The sequence below is a fragment of the Streptomyces sp. DH41 genome (genome assembly GCF_029813785.1).
GTDB lineage: Bacteria > Actinomycetota > Actinomycetes > Streptomycetales > Streptomycetaceae > Streptomyces.
In genome coordinates this window covers 51228-71267 of the sequence record NZ_JARVKY010000027.1, presented here as the reverse complement: position 1 = coordinate 71267, position 20040 = coordinate 51228, and the positions used below count along the sequence as shown (strand labels likewise).

General features: G+C 70.0%; 24 protein-coding genes and 4 tRNA genes. 6 read left to right on the top strand and 22 right to left on the bottom strand.

Annotated features, from left to right (window positions below; all coding sequences use genetic code 11):
• Window positions 1-209: 209 nt before the first annotated feature.
• The 9 genes from rplL to QC283_RS32985 form a co-directional block, all read right to left on the bottom strand.
• Window positions 210-599, bottom strand: coding sequence for a 50S ribosomal protein L7/L12 (gene rplL / locus QC283_RS33025; RefSeq protein ID WP_189728713.1), 390 nt, complete (start codon window positions 597-599; stop codon window positions 210-212).
• 122 nt (window positions 600-721) lie between these two features.
• Entirely contained in the window at window positions 722-1252 is a 531-nt protein-coding gene (gene rplJ / locus QC283_RS33020; RefSeq protein WP_073725156.1) for a 50S ribosomal protein L10, read from the bottom strand.
• Window positions 1253-1581: 329 nt separating this feature from the next.
• Window positions 1582-2553: a hypothetical protein gene (locus QC283_RS33015; protein ID WP_279565429.1), complete on the bottom strand. Its 972-nt coding sequence runs from the start codon at window positions 2551-2553 to the stop codon at window positions 1582-1584.
• A gap of 89 nt (window positions 2554-2642) precedes the next feature.
• The gene (locus QC283_RS33010; protein WP_279565428.1) at window positions 2643-3425 is read right to left on the bottom strand and encodes a hypothetical protein; all 783 of its coding nucleotides are present in this window, start codon (window positions 3423-3425) and stop codon (window positions 2643-2645) included.
• A 155-nt stretch (window positions 3426-3580) separates the two neighbouring features.
• Window positions 3581-4306, bottom strand: a complete 726-nt coding sequence (gene rplA / locus QC283_RS33005) for a 50S ribosomal protein L1 (protein ID WP_279565427.1) — start codon at window positions 4304-4306, stop codon at window positions 3581-3583.
• An 84-nt stretch (window positions 4307-4390) separates the two neighbouring features.
• Window positions 4391-4825, bottom strand: coding sequence for a 50S ribosomal protein L11 (gene rplK, locus QC283_RS33000; RefSeq protein ID WP_003974315.1), 435 nt, complete (start codon window positions 4823-4825; stop codon window positions 4391-4393).
• A gap of 182 nt (window positions 4826-5007) precedes the next feature.
• Window positions 5008-5883 (bottom strand): transcription termination/antitermination protein NusG, encoded by an 876-nt coding sequence (gene nusG / locus QC283_RS32995; RefSeq protein WP_279565426.1) that lies wholly within the window; start codon window positions 5881-5883, stop codon window positions 5008-5010.
• 80 nt (window positions 5884-5963) lie between these two features.
• Complete coding sequence (gene secE / locus QC283_RS32990; protein WP_279565425.1) at window positions 5964-6251, bottom strand: preprotein translocase subunit SecE; 288 nt, start codon at window positions 6249-6251, stop codon at window positions 5964-5966.
• Window positions 6252-6359: 108 nt separating this feature from the next.
• A tRNA-Trp gene (locus QC283_RS32985) sits at window positions 6360-6432 on the bottom strand.
• A gap of 315 nt (window positions 6433-6747) precedes the next feature.
• Here QC283_RS32985 and QC283_RS32980 point away from each other — a divergent pair.
• On the top strand, window positions 6748-7974 hold the full coding sequence (locus tag QC283_RS32980; RefSeq protein ID WP_279565424.1) for a pyridoxal phosphate-dependent aminotransferase: 1227 nt from the start codon (window positions 6748-6750) through the stop codon (window positions 7972-7974).
• A 135-nt stretch (window positions 7975-8109) separates the two neighbouring features.
• A complete protein-coding gene (locus QC283_RS32975) occupies window positions 8110-9174 on the top strand; it encodes an adenosine deaminase (RefSeq protein ID WP_279565423.1) in 1065 nt (354 codons plus the stop codon).
• Between the two features lie 88 nt (window positions 9175-9262).
• Here QC283_RS32975 and QC283_RS32970 read toward each other — a convergent pair whose 3' ends face one another.
• A complete protein-coding gene (locus QC283_RS32970) occupies window positions 9263-9856 on the bottom strand; it encodes a TetR/AcrR family transcriptional regulator (protein ID WP_279565422.1) in 594 nt (197 codons plus the stop codon).
• A gap of 146 nt (window positions 9857-10002) precedes the next feature.
• Here QC283_RS32970 and QC283_RS32965 point away from each other — a divergent pair, with 146 nt between their 5' ends.
• Window positions 10003-10635, top strand: a complete 633-nt coding sequence (locus QC283_RS32965) for an NAD(P)-dependent oxidoreductase (protein WP_279565421.1) — start codon at window positions 10003-10005, stop codon at window positions 10633-10635.
• Window positions 10636-10733: 98 nt separating this feature from the next.
• On the opposite strand, the gene QC283_RS32960 is transcribed toward QC283_RS32965, so the two are convergent.
• From QC283_RS32960 to QC283_RS32920, 9 genes are all read right to left on the bottom strand, one after another.
• Window positions 10734-11789, bottom strand: coding sequence for a UDP-N-acetylmuramate dehydrogenase (locus tag QC283_RS32960; protein ID WP_279565420.1), 1056 nt, complete (start codon window positions 11787-11789; stop codon window positions 10734-10736).
• A 104-nt stretch (window positions 11790-11893) separates the two neighbouring features.
• The gene (locus QC283_RS32955; RefSeq protein WP_279565419.1) at window positions 11894-12067 is read right to left on the bottom strand and encodes a hypothetical protein; all 174 of its coding nucleotides are present in this window, start codon (window positions 12065-12067) and stop codon (window positions 11894-11896) included.
• A gap of 107 nt (window positions 12068-12174) precedes the next feature.
• A complete protein-coding gene (locus tag QC283_RS32950; RefSeq protein WP_279565418.1) occupies window positions 12175-13638 on the bottom strand; it encodes an MFS transporter in 1464 nt (487 codons plus the stop codon).
• 163 nt (window positions 13639-13801) lie between these two features.
• Window positions 13802-14374, bottom strand: a complete 573-nt coding sequence (locus QC283_RS32945) for a TetR/AcrR family transcriptional regulator (RefSeq protein ID WP_279565417.1) — start codon at window positions 14372-14374, stop codon at window positions 13802-13804.
• A gap of 143 nt (window positions 14375-14517) precedes the next feature.
• On the bottom strand, window positions 14518-15006 hold the full coding sequence (locus tag QC283_RS32940) for a MaoC family dehydratase (RefSeq protein WP_279565416.1): 489 nt from the start codon (window positions 15004-15006) through the stop codon (window positions 14518-14520).
• An 8-nt stretch (window positions 15007-15014) separates the two neighbouring features.
• On the bottom strand, window positions 15015-15467 hold the full coding sequence (locus QC283_RS32935; RefSeq protein ID WP_279565415.1) for a MaoC family dehydratase N-terminal domain-containing protein: 453 nt from the start codon (window positions 15465-15467) through the stop codon (window positions 15015-15017).
• A 115-nt stretch (window positions 15468-15582) separates the two neighbouring features.
• Window positions 15583-15747 (bottom strand): 50S ribosomal protein L33, encoded by a 165-nt coding sequence (rpmG, locus tag QC283_RS32930; protein WP_003948671.1) that lies wholly within the window; start codon window positions 15745-15747, stop codon window positions 15583-15585.
• Between the two features lie 91 nt (window positions 15748-15838).
• Window positions 15839-15911, bottom strand: a tRNA-Met gene (locus QC283_RS32925).
• Window positions 15912-15957: 46 nt separating this feature from the next.
• Window positions 15958-16030: transfer RNA gene (locus tag QC283_RS32920), tRNA-Thr, on the bottom strand.
• 296 nt (window positions 16031-16326) lie between these two features.
• On the opposite strand from QC283_RS32920, the gene QC283_RS32915 reads away from it, so the two are divergent.
• Window positions 16327-17619, top strand: coding sequence for a hydrolase (locus QC283_RS32915; protein WP_279565414.1), 1293 nt, complete (start codon window positions 16327-16329; stop codon window positions 17617-17619).
• A gap of 210 nt (window positions 17620-17829) precedes the next feature.
• Complete coding sequence (locus tag QC283_RS32910; protein WP_279565413.1) at window positions 17830-18486, top strand: NAD(P)H-binding protein; 657 nt, start codon at window positions 17830-17832, stop codon at window positions 18484-18486.
• 31 nt (window positions 18487-18517) lie between these two features.
• On the opposite strand, the gene QC283_RS32905 is transcribed toward QC283_RS32910, so the two are convergent.
• Together QC283_RS32905 and QC283_RS32900 are read right to left on the bottom strand one after the other, a co-directional pair.
• Entirely contained in the window at window positions 18518-18736 is a 219-nt protein-coding gene (locus QC283_RS32905) for a hypothetical protein (RefSeq protein ID WP_279565412.1), read from the bottom strand.
• Window positions 18737-18839: 103 nt separating this feature from the next.
• Window positions 18840-18921: transfer RNA gene (locus QC283_RS32900), tRNA-Tyr, on the bottom strand.
• A 235-nt stretch (window positions 18922-19156) separates the two neighbouring features.
• On the opposite strand from QC283_RS32900, the gene QC283_RS32895 reads away from it, so the two are divergent.
• Window positions 19157-19645 carry a YajQ family cyclic di-GMP-binding protein gene (locus QC283_RS32895; RefSeq protein WP_279565411.1) on the top strand — a complete coding sequence of 163 codons (489 nt, stop codon included), beginning with the start codon at window positions 19157-19159 and terminating at the stop codon, window positions 19643-19645.
• 128 nt (window positions 19646-19773) lie between these two features.
• On the opposite strand, the gene QC283_RS32890 is transcribed toward QC283_RS32895, so the two are convergent.
• A complete protein-coding gene (locus tag QC283_RS32890; RefSeq protein ID WP_279565410.1) occupies window positions 19774-20040 on the bottom strand; it encodes a GlsB/YeaQ/YmgE family stress response membrane protein in 267 nt (88 codons plus the stop codon).

Genomic DNA, 20040 nt, shown 5'->3' with positions numbered 1-20040 from the left:
CGGCGACGGCACGACGAAGATCACCATACTCTCCGGCGTCGCACGTGCAAGGCAGCCGCCGCGGGACTCCGGATACGCCGAAGAGCGACCACCCGGATGGATGATCGCTCTTCGGCGCTGAAGCGTTACAGGTCCTGTGGGATCTCTTGGAATCGCATGATCCGCGGGATCAGCGGCATCCGTGAGGGCCCCCGGAGACCTGTGAGGTGTTACTTGACCTCGACCGAGGCGCCGGCGCCCTTGAGGGACTCGGCGGCCTTCTCGGCGGCGTCCTTGGCGACCTTCTCGAGGACGGGCTTCGGGGCGCCGTCCACGAGGTCCTTGGCCTCCTTGAGACCCAGGGAGGTCAGCTCGCGCACGACCTTGATGACCTGGATCTTCTTGTCGCCGGCACCGGTGAGGATGACGTCGAACTCGTCCTGCTCCTCGGCGGCCTCGGCGGCGGCGCCACCAGCGGCACCACCGGCGACGACGACCGGCGCGGCAGCGGCGGCGGTGACGTCGAACTTCTCCTCGAAGGCCTTCACGAACTCGGAGAGCTCGATGAGGGTCATCTCCTCGAACTGGGCGAGCAGGTCGTCCTGGCTGAGCTTCGCCATGATGGCGGTCCTTCCACTAATTCGGCAGGTGCCGGATGTACGGGGTGAGGCGGGCGTACGTCGGGCCCGCGTCGACCCTCACCTCATGCGGTTATGCGGCGAGAATCGGAAAGCGAGCCGAATTACTCGGCACCGCCCTGCTCGTCCTGCTTGGCACGGAGCGCGTCCACGGTGCGGACGAGCTTCGAGGGCAGCGCCTGGAAGACAGAGGCAGCCTGGGACTGCTTGCCCTTCATGGCACCGGCCAGCTTGGAGAGCAGAACCTCGCGGGACTCGAGGTCCGCGAGCTTCTTGATCTCGTCGGCGGACAGCGCCTTGCCGTCAAGGACACCGCCCTTGATGACGAGGTTCGGGTTGTCCTTGGCGAAGTCGCGCAGACCCTTCGCCGACTCCACCGGGTCACCGGTGACGAAGGCAACGGCCGTCGGACCAGCGAAGAGCTGGTCGTCGAGCGTGATCCCGGCCTCGTTGGCCGCAATCTTGGTCAGCGTGTTCTTCACCACGGCGTACTGGGCGTTCTCACCGAGCGACCGGCGCAGCGTCTTGAGCTGCGCCACGGTGAGACCGCGGTACTCGGTCAGCACAGCGGCGTTCGAGCTGCGGAACTTGTCCGTCAGCTCGGCAACCGCGGCAGCCTTTTCGGGCGTCGCCATAGAGCCTCGGCCTCCTTCCGGGTGATTCGGACCGCGCGGACCCGAAGGAGGACTGGGAAAAACGAAACGCCCCGGCGCAGGCGCACGGGGCGTGGCTCGACCTTTCGTCACGCACGAGGCGCGATCCCAAGGGAGCTCATCCACAGTCACCTGCGCGGGTCGTCCGCAGTTCAGCGGATCCTTCGGCCACCGTGTCTCTCGCGAGAACACGGCAACGACCAGCGGTCTTTGGCTTCTGGGGAATCGTACGTGAACGGTGGAGTGTCAAGCAAATCCGCCCGGTGAGCCGGCGCGCGAGCACGCGCTCGGCCCCCGCGGGCGCCGCGGACTCAGACCCCGGAGCCGCTCTCCAGCGCCTCCAGCTCGGCCATCTCCTCCTCGAAGGTGGCCTCGTCGCCGGACATCTCGCCCAGCTGCTTGAGCATCTCGAAGAGATCGAAGGTGTCGGCGGCCGGCGGCACCTCGACCTCGGCCTTGGCCCCGTAGTCGGAGAGCTTCATGCTCATGTCGACGTTGCCCTGGGGGGTCTCCATCCCGACGTCCATGCGGACCGGCAGGTCGTCGTCGTTGACCCAGACCTCGGTGTCGTAGCCCTTGATGCCGGACTTCTCGACGTTCTTCAGGAGCTGCTCGCGCTCCTTGGGCTCGAGCACGTCCAGAGTCTCGTTGCTCTCCATCATTTCCTTGACGGTGAGCGTGCCCTTGTAGTGCTGGGCCGTGACGCCGCCGACCTTCTCCTCGCCGACACGCTTGAGGTTGGGCGACTCCAGGAGCAGGGCGAGCTGCTCGACCGGGCTCTGGTTCATGTTCTCCAGACCGGAGAGCATCTCGCCCCCGGCCTCGGCGCCCGCGGACTCGGCGGCGGCCGCCAGGTCCATCTTCATCCAGCGCTTGCCGTCCATGTCCTTGGCGGCCGCCTCGCCCATGTCCATGTACATCACGTTGTCGCGCCAGACCATCCGGACCTGCTCCGGAGCATCCGGCTCGGTGGCCAGCATGGAGCCCTTCATCGTCATGTCCATGACCGTCGGGTCCCAGCCCATGACGCCGGACATCGTGACGTCACCGCCGCCGTCCAGGGCGGCCGGCATCGACATGGTCATCTCGACGTTGGCGGACTTGGCCTCGGACGTCTTCTCGTACGCCGCGGTCAGGACCTGCTGGACCGACCGGTCGGCGCCGGACGCCCCGTCCTTCTCGGCACCGCAGCCGACGGCTCCGCCCGCCAGCACCAGAGCCGACACGCCGGCGAGCGCCACGCCGCCCCGCCGCGAAGACCGCGCGTACACAGAAAGCCTCATCGATTCCCCCCAAGGAAACGCGACGAACGTATTGTTGAATTCGAAACCCATCGTGAGCCTAACCCAAGGTTTCGATCGGCTGCCTCGCATTACCGGCCCGCTCCCCGCAGCAGTTCCGTGAAGTCGGCGGTGTCCCCGGCCGGAGGGCGCTCGGCGGAGACGGCGACGCCGTAGTCGCTGTAGTACGCGGTCTGGGTCAGCTCCCCGGTCTCCGTGCGCCCCCGCTCGACCTTCTTGACCAGCAGGTCCCGGTCGTCGACCCAGATGTCGACGGTCTGCTCGGTGGCGCCGCCCACCGTGCCGGACCAGTGCGTGGTGCGCCGGCCGCGGGTCGTCTCCTCGCCGACCTCGCGTACGTCGTCGGAGGCCAGCAGCAGCTTCACCGCCTGGTGGGGCGTGGTGTCGCGCATCCGCTCCGCGAATCCGGCGCCCGTGCCGTCGCCGAGTTTCTCCAGGTCGGCGTAGAGGTACTTGATCCAGTGCCTGCCGCCCGCCCGGTCGGCGAACTCGTCGCCCATCCTGGCGTAGTAGGCGTCGGGCAGGTACCGGGCCTCCATGGCGGTGGTGCCGAGCCGGCGCATGGTCTCGGCGGTCGTGCCGCCCGTGTACGTGATCGTCAGGGTGCCGGTGAGGCCGTCGCGCCAGCCGAGGGTGCCGACGGCGTCCAGGGACAGCTCGCGCCCCATGACGGTCGTGGACTCGACCCGCGCCGAACCCGCCCGCCCGGTGGCCCGCTCCACGGAACGCAGGGGCTCCGTCGACGGGCCGGCGGAGTCGGTGGCGCCGTCGGCGGAGGTGCAGGCGGTGACACAGGCCAGCGCGGCCGTCACCGCGATCGAGACGAGAGTGCGGCGTGCCGTCGTGCCCGTCATGCGTCCCACCCCCGTGCGAGTCCCGTGCCCGCACGCTAACCCAGGCCACTGACACCCGTACGGGAAACGGAACCGGGAAGGGAACCGGGAAAAGGGGACGGGCCCCGCACCTCGGAAGGTGCGGGGCCCGTGAACCGGTTGGGCGAGCCGTTGGCTCAGACCGCGGCCGGGTCCTCCTCGACGAGGAGGTTGCGGGTGCGGTTGGAGTCGATCGGAATGCCGGGGCCCATCGTGGTGCTGATGGCGGCCTTCTTGATGTACCGGCCCTTGGCGGCGGACGGCTTCAGACGGAGGATCTCCTCCAGCGCCGCGCCGTAGTTCTCCACCAGCTGGGTGTCGTCGAAGGACGACTTGCCGATGATGAAGTGCAGGTTCGAGTGCTTGTCGACGCGGAACTCGATCTTGCCGCCCTTGATCTCGGTCACGGCCTTGGCCACGTCCGGGGTCACGGTGCCGGTCTTCGGGTTCGGCATCAGTCCACGCGGGCCGAGGACGCGGCCGAGGCGGCCGACCTTGCCCATGAGGTCCGGGGTGGCGACGACGGCGTCGAAGTCCAGACGGCCCTTCGCCACCTCGTCGATCAGTTCGTCGGAGCCGACGATGTCGGCGCCCGCGGCGGTCGCGGCCTCGGCACGGTCACCGGTCGCGAAGACCAGGACCCGGGCGGTCTTACCGGTGCCGTGCGGGAGGTTCACGGTGCCACGGACCATCTGGTCGGCCTTGCGCGGGTCGACACCCAGACGGAAGGCGACCTCGACGGTGCCGTCGAACTTGGTCGTGGAGGTCTCCTTGGCGAGACGGACGGCCTCAAGCGGGGCGTAGAGCTTGTCCCGGTCGATCTTGGCGTCCGCAGCGCGGAGAGACTTGCTGCGCTTGCTCACTACTGCTCCTGTTGGCTTCTGAGGAGTCGTGGTGCGGGCCGAGCAGGCCCTGCCACTACTACTACTGTCTTACGGGGGTGGAGGTCAGCCCTCGACCGTGACGCCCATGGAACGCGCGGTACCGGCGATGATCTTCTCCGCCTGGTCCAGGTCGTTGGCGTTGAGGTCGGGCATCTTGGTGGTGGCGATCTCACGCACCTGGTCACGCGTGATCTTCGCGACCTTGGTCTTGTGCGGCTCGCCGGAGCCCTTCTCCACGCCCGCGGCCTTGAGGATCATCTTGGCGGCCGGCGGCGTCTTGGTGATGAAGGTGAAGGAACGGTCCTCGTAGACCGTGATCTCCACCGGGATGACCCAGCCACGCTGCGACTCGGTCGCGGCGTTGTAGGCCTTGCAGAACTCCATGATGTTGACGCCGTGCTGACCCAGCGCGGGGCCGACCGGCGGAGCCGGGTTCGCGGCACCGGCCTGGATCTGGAGCTTGATGAGCCCCGTGACCTTCTTCTTCTTGGGAGGCATAGCTCTCCGGGTCCTTTCGATTCGGGTCCTGCCGGCGTCCGGGGGCGACCCGGACACAGGCATACCGCACAACGATAACGGGTATGGATGTGCGGCCAAAACCGAGCAGGTCAGGCACACGCTCTCGCGTCTGCCTGACCTGCTCGGAAGCAGTGCGTCCAGAGAAGTACCGGTGAGAGGTACTAGTTCTTCTGGATCTGGTCGAAGCTCAGCTCGACCGGGGTCTCGCGGCCGAAGATCTCGACGAGGCCCTTGACCTTCTTCGAGTCGGCGTTGATCTCGTTGATCGTGGCCTGCAGCGTCGCGAACGGGCCGTCGGTGACGGTGACCGAGTCGCCGACCTCGAAGTCCAGGACCTGGACCTCGACCTTGCGCTGCGGAGCCGGCTTGCCCTCGGCCTCGGCGGCCTCGCGGGCGGCCTTCTCCTCGGCCTCGGGGGCGAGCATCTTGACGATCTCGTCCAGCGTCAGCGGGTACGGGTCGTAGGCGTTGCCGACGAAGCCGGTGACGCCGGGGGTGTTGCGGACGACACCCCAGGACTCGTTGGTCAGGTCCATGCGCACGAGGACGTAGCCGGGCAGCTTGTTCTGCCGGATCGTCTTGCGGTCGCCGTTCTTGATCTGGACGACCTCTTCCTGCGGCACCTCGGCCTGGAAGATGTAGTCCTCGACGTTGAGCGAGACGGCGCGCTGCTCGAGGTTGGTCTTCACACGGTTCTCGTAACCGGCGTAGGTGTGGATCACGTACCACTCGCCGGGGAGAACGCGCAGCTCCTGACGGAGCTTCTCGATCGGGTCGAGCTCGGGCTCGGGCTCCGCGGCCTCGGCGGTCTCCGCGTCGGCGTCCTCGGCCTCCGCGTCGTCGCCCGCCGGCTCGGCGGTCTCGCCCTCCGCCTCGGGAGTCTCGTCCTCGTCCACGTCCGCGACGACCGCGTCGTCGGCAGCCTCGGCCTCGACGGAGGCCTCGGTGTCCTCGTTGTCGGCGCCCTCGACGGTGCCGGGCTCGTCCTCGACGGACTCGACCGGCTCGATGGCGTCGTTCACGTTCGGGTCAGACACTGTGGCTGCTTCTTCCTGGATACATAGGGGTGGAACACGCGAAAGGGGCGCCGGGTACCTCGGCGCCCTTCGCTTTCGAATCAGCCGAAGACGTACTTGGCGGCGTTACTGAAGCCATAGTCAATCAGAGTCACCAGGCCGATCATGATGACCACGAAGATGATCACCACGGTGGTGTACGTCGTCAGCTGGTTACGACTCGGCCAGACAACCTTGCGCAGTTCCGCGACGATCTGGCGGTAGAAGAGAGCGAGGCGCTTCAGCGGACCCTTCTTGGCACGCTTGCCGCCCTTGCGCGACTTCTTCTTGGAGTCCGGCGCTTCGTCCTCGGCATCAGGCATGTCGATGGAGCCCACGGCGTCCGTCACTCGTCCTCACCTGATTCCGGGTCGTGGCCGTGCCGCGCCCGGTCTGAGCCGCACGGCGGTGCATTGCTGTACGTACATGCGCACACATCCTGGCGAAGGTGTGTGTAGCAGGGCCGGAGGGACTTGAACCCCCAACCGCTGGTTTTGGAGACCAGTGCTCTACCAATTGAGCTACGACCCTTTGTGTGTCCCCAACGTACCGCATCCGCCCGGATGCTTGGTGTGCACCGAGTGAGCGCGGGCCGCTGAGGGCCAACGAGGTGAGAGTGTACGTGCTCAGGGGCCGGGCGTCGAACAGAAAGGACGCGTGGCATCCCCCGCCGTGCCGTGCTGGCCGAAGATCGCCCTGGCCGCGGGGCGGATCCGGACTGTTGTTCCGGCGTTTGCTCCGTCCTGTCCGTCGCCCTGCGCGCGGGTTGTCCCGCGGTCCGTCCCGTCCTGCTCAGTCCGTGAACCCTCGTGCCCGGGAAGTCGCCGGTCTGGAACGATGGGCCCCATGAGCGCTGCAACCCCTCCCACCGAGCGCCGGGTCTCCGCCCGAGTCGGTGCGATCTCCGAGTCCGCCACCCTCGCCGTGGACGCCAAGGCCAAGGCCCTCAAGGCCGCCGGACGTCCGGTGATCGGCTTCGGCGCCGGTGAGCCCGACTTCCCGACGCCGGACTACATCGTCGAGGCCGCGATCGAGGCCTGCAAGAACCCCAAGTTCCACCGGTACACGCCGGCCGGCGGCCTGCCCGAGCTGAAGGCCGCGATCGCCGCGAAGACGCTGCGCGACTCCGGCTACGAGGTCGACCCCTCGCAGATCCTGGTCACCAACGGCGGCAAGCAGGCCATCTACGAGGCGTTCGCCGCGATCCTCGACCCGGGCGACGAGGTCATCGTCCCGGCGCCGTACTGGACGACGTACCCGGAGTCGATCCGGCTGGCCGGCGGTGTCCCCGTCGAGGTCGTCGCCGACGAGACGACCGGCTACCGGGTGAGCGTGGAGCAGCTGGAGGCCGCGCGCACCGAGAAGACGAAGGTCGTCCTCTTCGTGTCGCCGTCGAACCCGACGGGCGCCGTGTACAGCGAGGCCGAGACCGAGGCGATCGGCCAGTGGGCCGTCGAGCACGGCCTGTGGGTGCTGACCGACGAGATCTACGAGCACCTCGTCTACGGCGACGCCGCCTCCGTGTCCATGCCGGCGCTGCTGCCCGAGCTGCGCGACAAGTGCGTCGTGGTCAACGGTGTCGCGAAGACGTACGCGATGACCGGCTGGCGGGTCGGGTGGGTCATCGGCCCGAAGGACGTCGTCAAGGCCGCGACGAACCTCCAGTCGCACGCCACGTCCAACGTGTCCAACGTGGCCCAGGCGGCGGCGCTGGCCGCGGTCTCCGGTGACCTGGACGCCGTGGCGAAGATGCGGGAGGCCTTCGACCGGCGCCGTCGGACCATCGTGCGGATGCTCAACGAGATCGACGGCGTGCTGTGCCCGGAGCCGGAGGGGGCGTTCTACGCCTACCCGTCGGTCAAGGAGCTGCTCGGCAAGGAGATCCGCGGCAAGCGCCCGCAGGACACGGTCGAGCTGGCCGCGCTGATCCTGGAGGAGGCCGAGGTCGCGGTGGTGCCCGGCGAGGCGTTCGGCACGCCCGGGTACCTGCGGCTGTCGTACGCGCTCGGGGACGAGGACCTCGTCGAGGGCGTGAGCCGGATCCAGAAGCTGCTGGCGGAGGCCAGGGACTGACCGTCGCGGTTTCGGCAGTTCATCGGCACGACCACCGCGTAACGTTACGCGGTGGTCGTGCTTTGTTTGTGCGAGCAAGACCACGTACGGGGAAAGTGCTGTCGGGCCGGGCGTGTCGTACGGCAGGATCACGGAATGCAGCACTCCTCACGGGAACACCCCCCGCACCCCCCACGTGTACGTGATGTCTCCGCACTGCCGAAGGCCCATCTCCACCTGCATTTCACCGGGTCGATGCGCCCCGCGACCCTGCTTGAACTGGCCGACAAGCACGGTGTGCGGCTGCCCGAGACGCTGACCGAGGCGCTGGGCCGCGGGGAGTCGCCGAAGCTGCGGGCGACGGACGAGCGGGGCTGGTTCCGCTTCCAGCGGTTGTACGACGCGGCGCGGTCCTGCCTCCAGGAGCCCGAGGACATCCAGCGCCTGGTCCGGGAGGCCGCGGAGGAGGATCTGCGGGACGGTTCGGGGTGGCTGGAGATCCAGGTGGACCCGACGTCGTACGCGCCGCGGCTGGGCGGGCTGATTCCGGCGCTGGAGATCATCCTGGACGCGGTGGAGACGACGGTCCGGGACACCGGGATCGGGATGCGGGTGCTGGTCGCCGCGAACCGGATGAAGCATCCGCTGGACGCGCGGACGCTGGCCCGTCTCGCGGTGCGGTACGCGGACCGGGGTGTGGTCGGGTTCGGGCTGTCCAACGACGAGCGGCGGGGCATGGCCCGGGACTTCGACCGGGCGTTCGCGATCGCGCGGGACGGGGGGCTGCTGTCCGCGCCGCACGGGGGCGAGCTGACCGGGCCGCTGTCCGTGCGGGACTGCCTGGACGACCTGGAGGCCGACCGGATCGGGCACGGGGTGCGGGCGGCGGAGGATCCGCGGCTGCTGAAGCGGCTGGCGGACCGGCAGGTGACGTGCGAGGTCTGCCCGGCGTCGAACGTCGCCCTGGGCGTGTACGAGAAGCCGGAGGACGTGCCGCTTCGGACGCTGTTCGAGGCGGGGGTGCCCATGGCGCTGGGCGCGGACGATCCCCTGCTGTTCGGGTCCCGGCTGGCCGCCCAGTACGAGATCGCCCGGCAGGACCACGGGTTCACGGACGCGGAGCTGGCGGAACTGGCGCGGCAGTCGGTGCGGGGATCGGCCGCCCCGGAGAACGTGAAGCGGAAGCTGCTGGCGGGAGTGGACGACTGGATGGCGGCGTAGGCCGCCGCTCGAGCGAGGCCGGGCGTGGGACAGGCGGCAGGCACGCCGCGCGCCGTGTCATCCGGCCCGCCCGCACTCGACACAGCGTTCAGCCGATCCCCGCGAGCAACGTCCGGGTCAGTCGCCGCGCGAAGTCGTCCGCCGGCGGGACGCCGCCGCGCGTCGCGTCGTACGCGAACGCCCGCTGCGCGCAGGCGCCCAGCAGCAGCGACGCGGCGGCGAAGGTGTCCGCGTCGGCGCGGACGCGCCCTGCGGCCTGCTCGGCCCGCAGGTAGGCGTCGAGGCCCTCGATCGGCAGGTGCGGCCCGGTGCCCAGTTCCCGCATCGCGTCGTCGTGCCGTCGCTTGAGCTCCGTCTGGGCGTAGAGCGAGGCGGCGATCGGGAAGCTCTGCTCGTAGAAGAGGGCGGCCTGGCGGGCGATCTCCGTGACGTTCTCTTCGAGGGAGGCAGTGCCCGGCTCGGCGGCGAGGCCCCGGAGCAGGGGGGTCAGCCGCGGCAGCCGCTCGGAGAGGACGCCGATGAACAGCTCCTCCTTGCTCGCGAAGTGCTTGTACAGCGCGGCCTCGGAGCATTCGGCGCCCCTGGCGATCTCCTTCGTGGTGGTACGGGCGAGCCCGACGGTCAGCATCAGCTCATGGGCGGCGTCCAGGATGCGCTCCCGGGCCGGCTTGTCGGACGGCATGGCTGCTCCCGTCGGGGCTTGACTAGTGGGTGAGTACTTACTCACTCTAGAGGAGGGGTGGGTGAGTGAGCACTCACCCACCCCGTCATCCCTGCGCGCTCGCTCACCGGAGCGCGGCCAAACCGCCGTGCGGAACGGAGTACGCCATGAAGATCACCGTCTTCGGTGCCACCGGGGGCATCGGCCAGGAGGTCGTCCGGCAGGCGCTCGACGCCGGGCACCGGGTCACCGCCGTCGTACGTGATCCCGCGCGGCTGTCCGTGACCGGCGAGCGGCTGGAGGTGTTCCGCGCGGATCTGAGCGACCCGGCGGCGGTGCGGCCGGCGGTGGCCGGGCGGGATGCCGTGCTGTCCGGGCTCGGCGCCCGCCGCCGCGCCGACGCCGGGGTCGCGACGCGGCTGACCCGGACGGTGCTCGGCGCGATGGAGGCGGAGGGCGTGCGCAGGCTGCTCGTCGTCAGCGCCGCTCCGGTGGGGCCCGAGCCACGGGGCGCCGGACTGCTGGACCGGGGGGTTCGCGGAGTCGTCTCCGCCGTGCTCAAGGACATCTACGACGATCTGCGCGCCATGGAGGCCGATGTGGCGCGCAGCGCGACCGACTGGACGGTCGTCCGGCCGCCGCGCCTGCAGGACAGGCCGGTCTCCGGCCGGTATCGGACGGAGACCGGTGGTTTCCCGTCCAAGGGCCGTTTCGTGGGCCGCGCGGACGTGGCCCACGCGATGCTCGCGATGACCGAGGACGCGGGGACCGTGAAACAGGGCGTGGGCATCGCCTACTGACGCTCCGGCTCCGGCTCCGGCTCCGGCTCCGGCTCCGGCTCCGGCTCCGGCTCCGGCTCCGGCTCCGGCTCCGGCTCCGGCTCCGGCTCCGGCTCCGGCTAGAGGGTGACGCCGACCGTCACCGGTTCGTTGACCAGCGTGACACCGAAGGCCTCGCGGACGCCGGCGACGACCTCGCGGGCCAGGGCGAGCAGGTCCTCCGTGGTCGCCTCGCCGCGGTTGGTGAGGGCGAGGGTGTGCTTGGTGGAGATGCGGGCGGGCCCGGTGCCGTACCCCTTCGTGAAGCCGGCCTTGTCGATCAGCCAGGCCGCGGAGGTCTTGAGGCGGCCCTCCCCGGCCGGGAAGGCGGGCGGCTCGGTGCCGTCACCGAGTCGCTCCTCCACGCGCGCACGGAAGGCGGCGAACTCCTCGTCCGTGAGGATCGGGTTGGTGAAGAACGACCCGGCCGACCAGGTGTCGTGGTCGTCGGGATCGAGGACCATGCCCTTCCCGGCACGCAGCTTCAGCACGGTGTCGCGAGCCGCCGTCAGCGGTACCCGCCCGCCCGCCTCGACACCGAGGGCGCGGGCCGTCTCGGCGTAGCGGAGGGGCGCGGAGAGCCCGTCGGCGTCCTCCAGCTCGAAGCGGACGCGCAGGACGACGTACCTCTCGGGCTCGGCCTTGAAGCGGCTGTGCCGGTAGGCGAAGCCGCAGTCGGCGTTCGTGAGGGTGACCGTCCCGCCGGCTCTGCGGTCGTACGCGATCACCTCGGTGATCGTCGAGGAGACCTCCTGGCCGTACGCGCCGACGTTCTGGATGGGCGTCGCGCCCGCCGAGCCGGGGATGCCGGCCAGGCACTCGACACCGGCGAGTCCGGCCTCGACGGTGCGGGCGACGGCGTCGGTCCAGATCTCGCCGGCCGCCAGCTCCAGCGTCGTGCCGTCGAGGGAGAGGCCGCGCGTGGCGATGTGCAGGGCGGTGCCGTCGAAGCCCTTGTCGCCGATGACCAGGTTGGATCCGCCGCCGATGAGCAGCAGGGGCGTGCCGGTGTCGTCGGCCTCGCGGACGGCGGCGATCACCTCGGCGTCGGTCGTGGCCGTGACCAGCCGGGTCGCCGGTCCTCCCAGCCGGAAGGTGGTCAGCGGGGCGAGGGGGGCGTCATGGAGTTCCTGCACGCGCCCAAGAGTACGAGACGGCACCGACAACCCCGGGCAGCGGGAAACGCCCCGACCGGCCGGCCGGGGCGTTCCTCTTCCACATCCGCTGTCCCGTACCGGCCTCACGTCAGACGCCGTCGTACCTCCGCCCAGCTCACCGGTGGCTCATCGCTCGACGCCGGCCAGGAGGCGAACTTCGAGCCCCGCATCTGACCGGCCAGCCCGCGGGAGGCGGGGGCGTGGACCTGCGTGGCCTGTGGCGGCCGGTTCGGCATGGTCCAGGGCAAGGCGGGCATGTCGGGCTCCTTCGGGTCTCGTACGTCGCTGCTCGTGCGCGTCGGCTCTCATGCGCCGCTGCTCCCGCGCGTCACCACTCGTGCGCCACCACTCGGGTATCAGGCGGTCAGCGGGAGGCCTTTCCCCCGGTCGGGACGAGCGCCGGTCCGGCCGTCGGCTCCGACCCGTGCTCGTCCGCCGCCGCCTGGCCGTCCCGGCGGCGGGAAGGGATCAGCAGGGCCGAGATGCCCCCGAGGGCCACCAACCCGGCCCCCACCGCGACAGCGGGCCGCAGCCCGTCGACGAAGGACTGCCCCGACTCGTAGCCGCCCTGCGCCGCGAAGATCGAGGACATGACCGCGATGCCGAGCGCGCCGCCGACCTCGCGCAAGGCGTTGTTGGCGCCGGAGGCGATGCCCTGCTCCTTCGGGACGACGCTGGACATCACCAGGGCGGAGGCGGGAGCGAAGAACAGGGCCATGCCGATCCCGCTGAGGATCAGACCGGGCAGCTGGACGGCGTAGGAGGCGTCGGCCGTGATCACCAAGGCGAGGTGGCCGAGGCCGGCCGCCTGGAGGAAGAGCCCGGTGGCGACGACGGGGCGCCCGCCGATCCGGTCCGACAGGATGCCTGCGATCGGAGCGACCAGCATCGGCATGCCGGTCCAGGGCAGCATGCGCAGGCCCGCCTCGGTGGGCGTGTAGCCGAGTACATGCTGCATGTACTGACTGAGCAGGAAGATCGAGCCGAACATCCCCAGGAACATCAGCAGACTCGCCGCGTTGATGCCGGAGAAGGCCCGGGAACGGAAGAGCCTCATGGGGAGCATGGGGTTCTTGTTGTTGATGCCGTGATGGACGAAGCCGGCCAGCAGCGCGGCGCCGGCGAACAGGGCGGTCAGCACGACGGGGCCGGTCCAGCCGTCGACGGGTCCGCGGACCAGACCGTAGACGATGCCGAAGAGTCCGCCGCTGGCGAGCAGGGTGCCGACGAAGTCGAGCGGGGCACCGGTGCCGTACGACTCGGCGAGGCGAAGACGGGCGAGCGGCAGCAGGGCCAGCCCCAGCGGAACGTTCAGCCAGAAGATCCACTGCCAGGAGATGTGCTCGGTGAGGCTGCCGCCGACCAGCGGACCGGAGGCCACGGCGAGCCCGTTGACGGCGCCCCAGATCCCGTACGCCATTCCGCGCCGTTCGGCGGGTACGGCTGCCGTCAGCAGGGTCAGTGTCAGCGGCATCATGATCGCCGCACCGACGCCCTGGACCGCGCGGGCGGCGATGAGCGAGTCGATCCCGGGCGCCAGGGCCGCGGCGGCGGAGGCGCCGGTGAAGACGGTGAGACCGACCACGAAGAGCCTGCGGCGGCCGAAACGGTCGCCCAGGGCCGCGCCGAACATCAGCAGCACGGCGAAAGTGAGCGTGTAGGCGCTCACGGTCCATTCCAGGTCGTGCAGCCCGCCGCCCAGATCCTCACGGATGGAGGGCAGCGCAGTGGTGACGACGAGATTGTCCAGGGCCGCCATGAAACCGGCGACGCTGGTGATGACGAGGGCCCAGCCTGCTCCCCCGCGACGTGCCTTCCGCTGTGACATCTCTCCCCCAGAGGGTGTCCAGTGCTTTCGGTTCGCTGTAGTCGGTGCCTGCTGGTGCTGGGTCGGCACGTCGATTAGTAATTGATGACTAACTTCTGCGGCCAGACGAGAGCGGAGCGCTCACCCCCGACCCCCGATCCTCTGCCCCCTGCCACCTGCATCCCTACGCGTCTTCGCGGCCCTGCTTGACCCGCGCCGAGATGTAGAGCCCCTCCCAGACCCGGTGGTCAGGAGGGAAACCCATGGCGGCCAGGGCATTGACGAGCATGCCGAACGCCATGAAGGTCGTCGTCTCCTCGAAATTACCGCCCAAGGGCAGGTGTACGGCGTCCCAGAGCTCCATCCAGCCCTTGCGGACCATCTCGCCGAACTCGTGGTCCCCCGCCGCCTCCGCCGCCGCGACCGTGCCGTACACCTGCAACTGCATCTGCAGTTTCTCGGGCTGGTCGGCTATCAGCTGCGTGTAGCCCTCGGCCATGGCGTGCAGAGCCTCTTCGCCGCGCAGGCCCTCGGACGACACCTCGAAGACCCGGCGCACGTCCTGGAGGCAGCGTTCCGCCGCCGCGAGGAAGATCGCCTTCTTGCTCGGGAAGAGCCGGAAGAGGTACGGCTGAGAGACCCCCACCCGCTTGGCGATGTCCTCCGTCGACGTGCCGTAGTAGCCGCCCCGGGCGAACTCGCTCATCGCCGCACGGATGACGCTTTCGCGCCGCTCCTCTGCGCTCATCCTGACCATACGGGTAAGTTAGTGCTCAATCACTAACTACGTCAAGGACGTGGCCCCGGCCACTTCGACACAGCGGTAAGCAGCGGTAAGGGGCGCCCTCAATGGCGAACGCCCCTTACCGAATGCCCTGCCGACCGGCTACGGGAGCCAGGTCAGGCGAGTCGTACGACCGCCCGGGACATGCCGAGGACCTTCTGTCCGGCGCTGGTGGCCGTCAGGTCGACGCGGACGGTGTTGTCGTCGAGCTTGGCCGCGACCTTGCCGGTGACCTCGATCACGGCACCCTGGTCGTCGTTCGGGACGACGACGGGCCGGGTGAAGCGGACGCCGTACTCCACGACCGAGGCCGGGTCGCCGGTCCAGTCGGTCACCACGCGGATCGCCTCGGCCATGGTGAACATGCCGTGCGCGATGACGTCCGGCAGGCCGACCTCCTTGGCGAACTTCTCGTTCCAGTGGATCGGGTTGAAGTCGCCGGAGGCACCCGCGTACCGCACGAGAGTGGCGCGACTCACGGGAAAACTCCGCGCGGGCAGTTCGGTGCCGACCTCGACGTCGCCGTACGCGACCTTCGCCGTCGCGGAAGACGCCGTGCCCTGCGTCGTGGAGTGCGCAGCTGAATGCGTCGTGGATTGCGTCATGGGACGACTCACGCCTCCTCGGCCGCGCGGGCCACGAGCTTGGTCCAGGCGGTCACGACGTGCTCGCCGGCCTCGTCGTGCACCTCGCCGCGGATGTCCAGGATGTCGTTGCCCGCCATCGACTTGATCGCTTCGATGGTGGAGGTGACCGTGAGCCGGTCACCGGCGCGCACCGGACGGGCGTAGGCGAATTTCTGGTCGCCGTGCACCACCCGGCTGTAGTCCAGGCCCAACTGCAGGTCCTCGATGACCTGACCCGCCGCCTTGAACGTGATCGAGAACACGAAGGTCGGCGGAGCGATCACGTCCGGATGGCCGAGCGCCTTCGCGGCCTCCGTGTCCGTGTACGCCGGATTGGCGTCGCCCACTGCCTCCGCGAACTCGCGGATCTTTTCCCGGCCCACCTCGTAGGGCGCGGTCGGCGGATAGGTCCGCCCCACGAACGACTGGTCGAGCGCCATGGGCTCGCAACCTCCTGCTGCTCTCCGGGCTGTAGGTGCCACCTCTGGCACCGCTGACCAAACGACACGAGGCCGCCCCCAAGCCTTGGGGACGGCCTCGTGTACGAGCCTGTTTCTATCGCGTTTCGCGGTGCGCGGTGTGCGCGTTGCAACGCGGGCAGTGCTTCTTCATCTCCAGTCGGTCCGGGTTGTTACGCCGGTTCTTCTTGGTGATGTAGTTCCGCTCCTTGCACTCCACGCAGGCCAGCGTGATCTTCGGGCGGACGTCGGTGGCAGCCACGTGAGTGCACTCCTTGACGAACGGATTGATGGTGTTAACGCAGAAAAGAGTAGCCGATTGAAGGACCGACCCCGCAATCGGCTACTGAAAGTAGCGGTGACCGGACTTGAACCGGTGACACAGCGATTATGAGCCGCTTGCTCTACCGACTGAGCTACACCGCTGTGATGCGATCGGGCCCCGCCTTGCGGCGGGAACCTCTCACACCAGAGCCCCAAAACGGAATCGAACCGTTGACCTTCTCCTTACCATGGAGACGCTCTGCCGACTGAGCTATTGGGGCGAGCGATGAAGACATTACACGGTCGCCCGCCGTTCGCCCAAATCCGTTTCGCCGCCCCTGCCCCGCCCCGCCCCCGGGCCCGTCGGTCCCTCCTCGCGTACGCCATGACGGGGCCCGCCCGAACCCCAGCAGGCCCGGACGGGTCCCGTCATGACCGCAGGACCGCAGGACCGCAGGACCGCACCGGTACGACTATTGCGCTCCTCCGCGCCACGGGCTGATCACCGTCCTAGGCTCGACTCACTCTGCGTGATCTTGCGTCCCCCACTGCGCAGCCCCGAGCCCAGAGGAGCGCGATGCCCGACAGCCAGCCGCAGCCGCCCCACTCGCCCTCCCCCTCGGGCCCCGCCGACCGTGGCTCGCTCCTGCTGTGCGGGGCGCGGCTCACCGACGGCCGGACCGTGGACGTACGGCTGCACGGCGGGCGCATCGAGGCGGTCGGCACGGCCGGCAGCCTGACGGCGGCTCGAACGTCCGGCTCCGGCACCCGCGTGGACCTCACCGGCTACCTGCTCCTCCCCGCCCCCGCCGAGCCCCACGTCCACGGCGACACGGCGCTGACGGCCGACACCCCCGGCCCCGTCTCGTACGACCCCCTGGACGTCCAGCGCCGGGCCACCGAGGCCGTCCTGCTCCAGCTGGGACACGGGGCGACCGCGCTACGGGCACACGTGCGCGTGGGCGACGTTCCGGGGCTGGGCGCGCTGACCGCCGTACTGCGGGCGCGGCGGTCGCTGCGCGGGCTGGCCGAGCTGACGGCGGTGGCCATGCCCAGGGTGCTGACCGGAGTGGCCGGGGCCGACGGGCTGGCGATGCTGCGGGACGCGGTCAAGATGGGCGCGGAGGTGGTGGGCGGCTGTCCGGACCTGGACCCCGATCCGACGGGGTACGTCGAGGCGGTCCTGGAGGTCGCCGCCGAACACGGCTGCCCGGTCGACCTGCACACGGACGCCGCCGACCCGGCGCGGCTGGCCCGGCTGGCGGTGATGGCGGGCGGGCTGCGCCCCGGGGTGACCCTCGGCCCCTGCGACGGCCTGGGCCGGCTGCCCGCCGACGCGGCGTCCCGGGCCGCGGACCAGCTCGCGGCGGCCGGGGTGACGGTGGTGTGCCTGCCCCAGGGCGCCTGCGGCGCGGTCGACCCCCGCGACGGCACGGCTCCGGTACGGCTGCTGCGCGCGGCCGGCGTACGCGTCGCCGCCGGAAGCGGTGCGCTTCGGGACGTGTCCAACCCCGTGGGGCGCGGTGACCCCCTGGAGGCCGCGTACCTGCTGGCATCGCGCCACGGGCTGCGCCCCGAGGACGCGTACGACGCTGTGAGCGCGGCGCCGCGAGCGGCCCTGGGCCTGCCCGAGGTACGGGTGGAGGCGGGCTTCCCGGCCGAACTCCTCGCGGTACGCGGGGACCGGCTGGCGGGGGCGCTCTCCCTGGCGTACAGCCGGATCGTGGTGCACCGGGGGCGCGTGGTGGCGCGGACCAGCGCGGTACGGGAGTACGGCGACTCGACAGCCGGGAAGGACCTGGGGCTGCCTCGACAGGGGCGCGGCGGGGGGCACGAGGGGCGGCCGGGAGGGCCTGGGGAAGCTCCGTGACGGGGCGGGAGGCGCGCGGCCTTGCCGGGTGGACCCCGGGGCCCTCCAGGACCCTGAGTGCCGCCGGGCGAGGCACGCGGGACGGGAGAGGTCACGTAGGACCGGTGAGGTCACGCAGGACCGGTGAGGTCACGTAGGACCGGACGGGGCCCCGCGGATACGGCCGGAGTCGTGCGGCGAGTGCGACCGTCGGGGCGTACGGTCGAAGGCATGCGCATTGTCATCGCTGGTGGTCATGGTCAGATCGCGCTGCGGCTGGAGCGGTTGCTCGCCGCGCGCGGTGACGAGGTGGCGGGCATCATCCGCAAGGCCGAGCAGGCCGAGGATCTCCGTGCGGCCGGAGCCGAACCGCTCGTGCTCGACCTGGAGTCGGCCTCGGTGGAGGAGGTCGCGGAACGGCTGCGGGGCGCCGACGCGGCGGTCTTCGCGGCGGGCGCGGGCCCCGGGAGCGGAGCGGCCCGCAAGGACACGGTGGACAAGGCGGCGGCGGTCCTCTTCGCGGACGCGGCGGTCCGGGCGGGCGTCGGGCGCTTGGTGGTCGTGTCCTCCATGGGTGCCGACCCACATCACGAGGGGGACGAGATCTTCGACGTCTACCAGCGTGCCAAGGGCGAGGCCGACGCGTACGTACGCACACTGGACGAGCTGGACTGGACGATCCTTCGCCCCGGCGCGCTGACCGACGACGCCGGCACCGGCCTCGTCCGTCTGGAGGCACACACCGGCCGCGGCCCTGTCCCGCGCGACGACGTGGCCGCCGTACTGGCCGAACTGGTCGACACCCCGGCCACGAGCGGCCTGACCCTGGAGCTGATCAGCGGTTCGGCGCCCGTGTCGGTGGCGGTGAAGTCGGTGGCCGGGAATTGAGAACGCGGGCCGCGGGCGCCTGAGCGTACGGTCAGAAGAGGGGCAGCTGCCCGGGGAAGTCAGGGACCGCGTACCCGTCCAGGGACGGCTGCACCGCACCGAGTTGCGCCGGCCGACGCGAACCCGGGCAGGACACGAGTTCGCCGCTCCCCCGCGCACCGGACGGATCGTGACGCGCGTACCGCCCCGCTACGACGGCGATCTCACGACGGCACTCGGGGCAGGTTCTGCGACGGGAGGACGAGACCATGACACCAGTCTCCCCCGAACGCGAGCACCCTTTTGGAGCAGCACATGACGAAGGGCCCCGTGACCTGCATGAACAGCAGGTCACGGGGCCCTTCGTTCCCGTGTGGCGGCGCCAGGATTCGAACCTGGGAAGGCTGAGCCGGCAGATTTACAGTCTGCTCCCTTTGGCCGCTCGGGCACACCGCCGGGGTTCGCTGCCCTTCGAACCGCCTTTCGGCGGTGCTCCGTGGCAACGACGTAAACAATACCTGATGTGCGGGGGTGCTTCGCCACCTGATTGATCGCCGCTCGGGGGCGGCGGGTGGCTAGGCTTGTCCGGATGCGGCCGAGGGCGCCTACCGGGCTCGGCGGCCGCCGTTGTATGCCGGTACGGACCCGATACGCGGCCCGACACGCACCCAGATACAAGGAGCCACAGGACATGGCCGACTCCAGTTTCGACATCGTCTCGAAGGTCGAGCGGCAGGAGGTCGACAACGCCCTCAACCAGGCCGCCAAGGAGATCTCGCAGCGCTACGACTTCAAGGGCGTGGGCGCCTCGATCTCCTGGTCCGGGGAGAAGATCCTCATGGAGGCGAACTCGGAGGACCGGGTGAGCGCTGTCCTCGACGTCTTCCAGTCCAAGCTGGTCAAGCGAGGTATCTCGCTGAAGGCTCTGGACGCGGGCGAGCCCCAGCTTTCCGGCAAGGAGTACAAGATCTTCGCGTCGATCGAGGAGGGCATTTCCCAGGACAACGCGAAGAAGGTGGCGAAGCTCATCCGCGACGAGGGCCCCAAGGGCGTGAAGGCCCAGGTTCAGGGCGAGGAGCTGCGGGTCAGCTCCAAGAACCGGGACGATCTGCAGGCCGTGATCGCCCTGCTGAAGGGCCAGGACTTCGACTTCGCGCTGCAGTTCGTGAACTACCGGTGACCTGCTGAGCCGGCGGCGCGGCAACGCGCGCCCTGCCGCGGCATGAGGAAGGAGGGCGGGCACCCGACGGTGCCCGCCCTCCTTCCTCGTCCGACGATTCGTCGGCCGGGGCCGCGGCCCCGGCGCGTTCAGTCGCGCGAGTTGCCGAACAGGAGCCGGTAGGCGACCAGGAGGACCAGGGAACCGCCGATCGCGGCCGCCCAGGTGGCACCGTCGTAGAAGTCCTTGCTAATCGGGTGGTCCAGCCAGCGGGCCGAGATCCAACCGCCGACGGACGCGCCCACGATGCCGATGAGGGTCGTGCCGACGAGCCCTCCCGGGTCGCGGCCCGGCAGCAGGAACTTGGCGATGGCTCCGGCCAACAGTCCGAGGATGATCCAGCTGATGACGGTCAT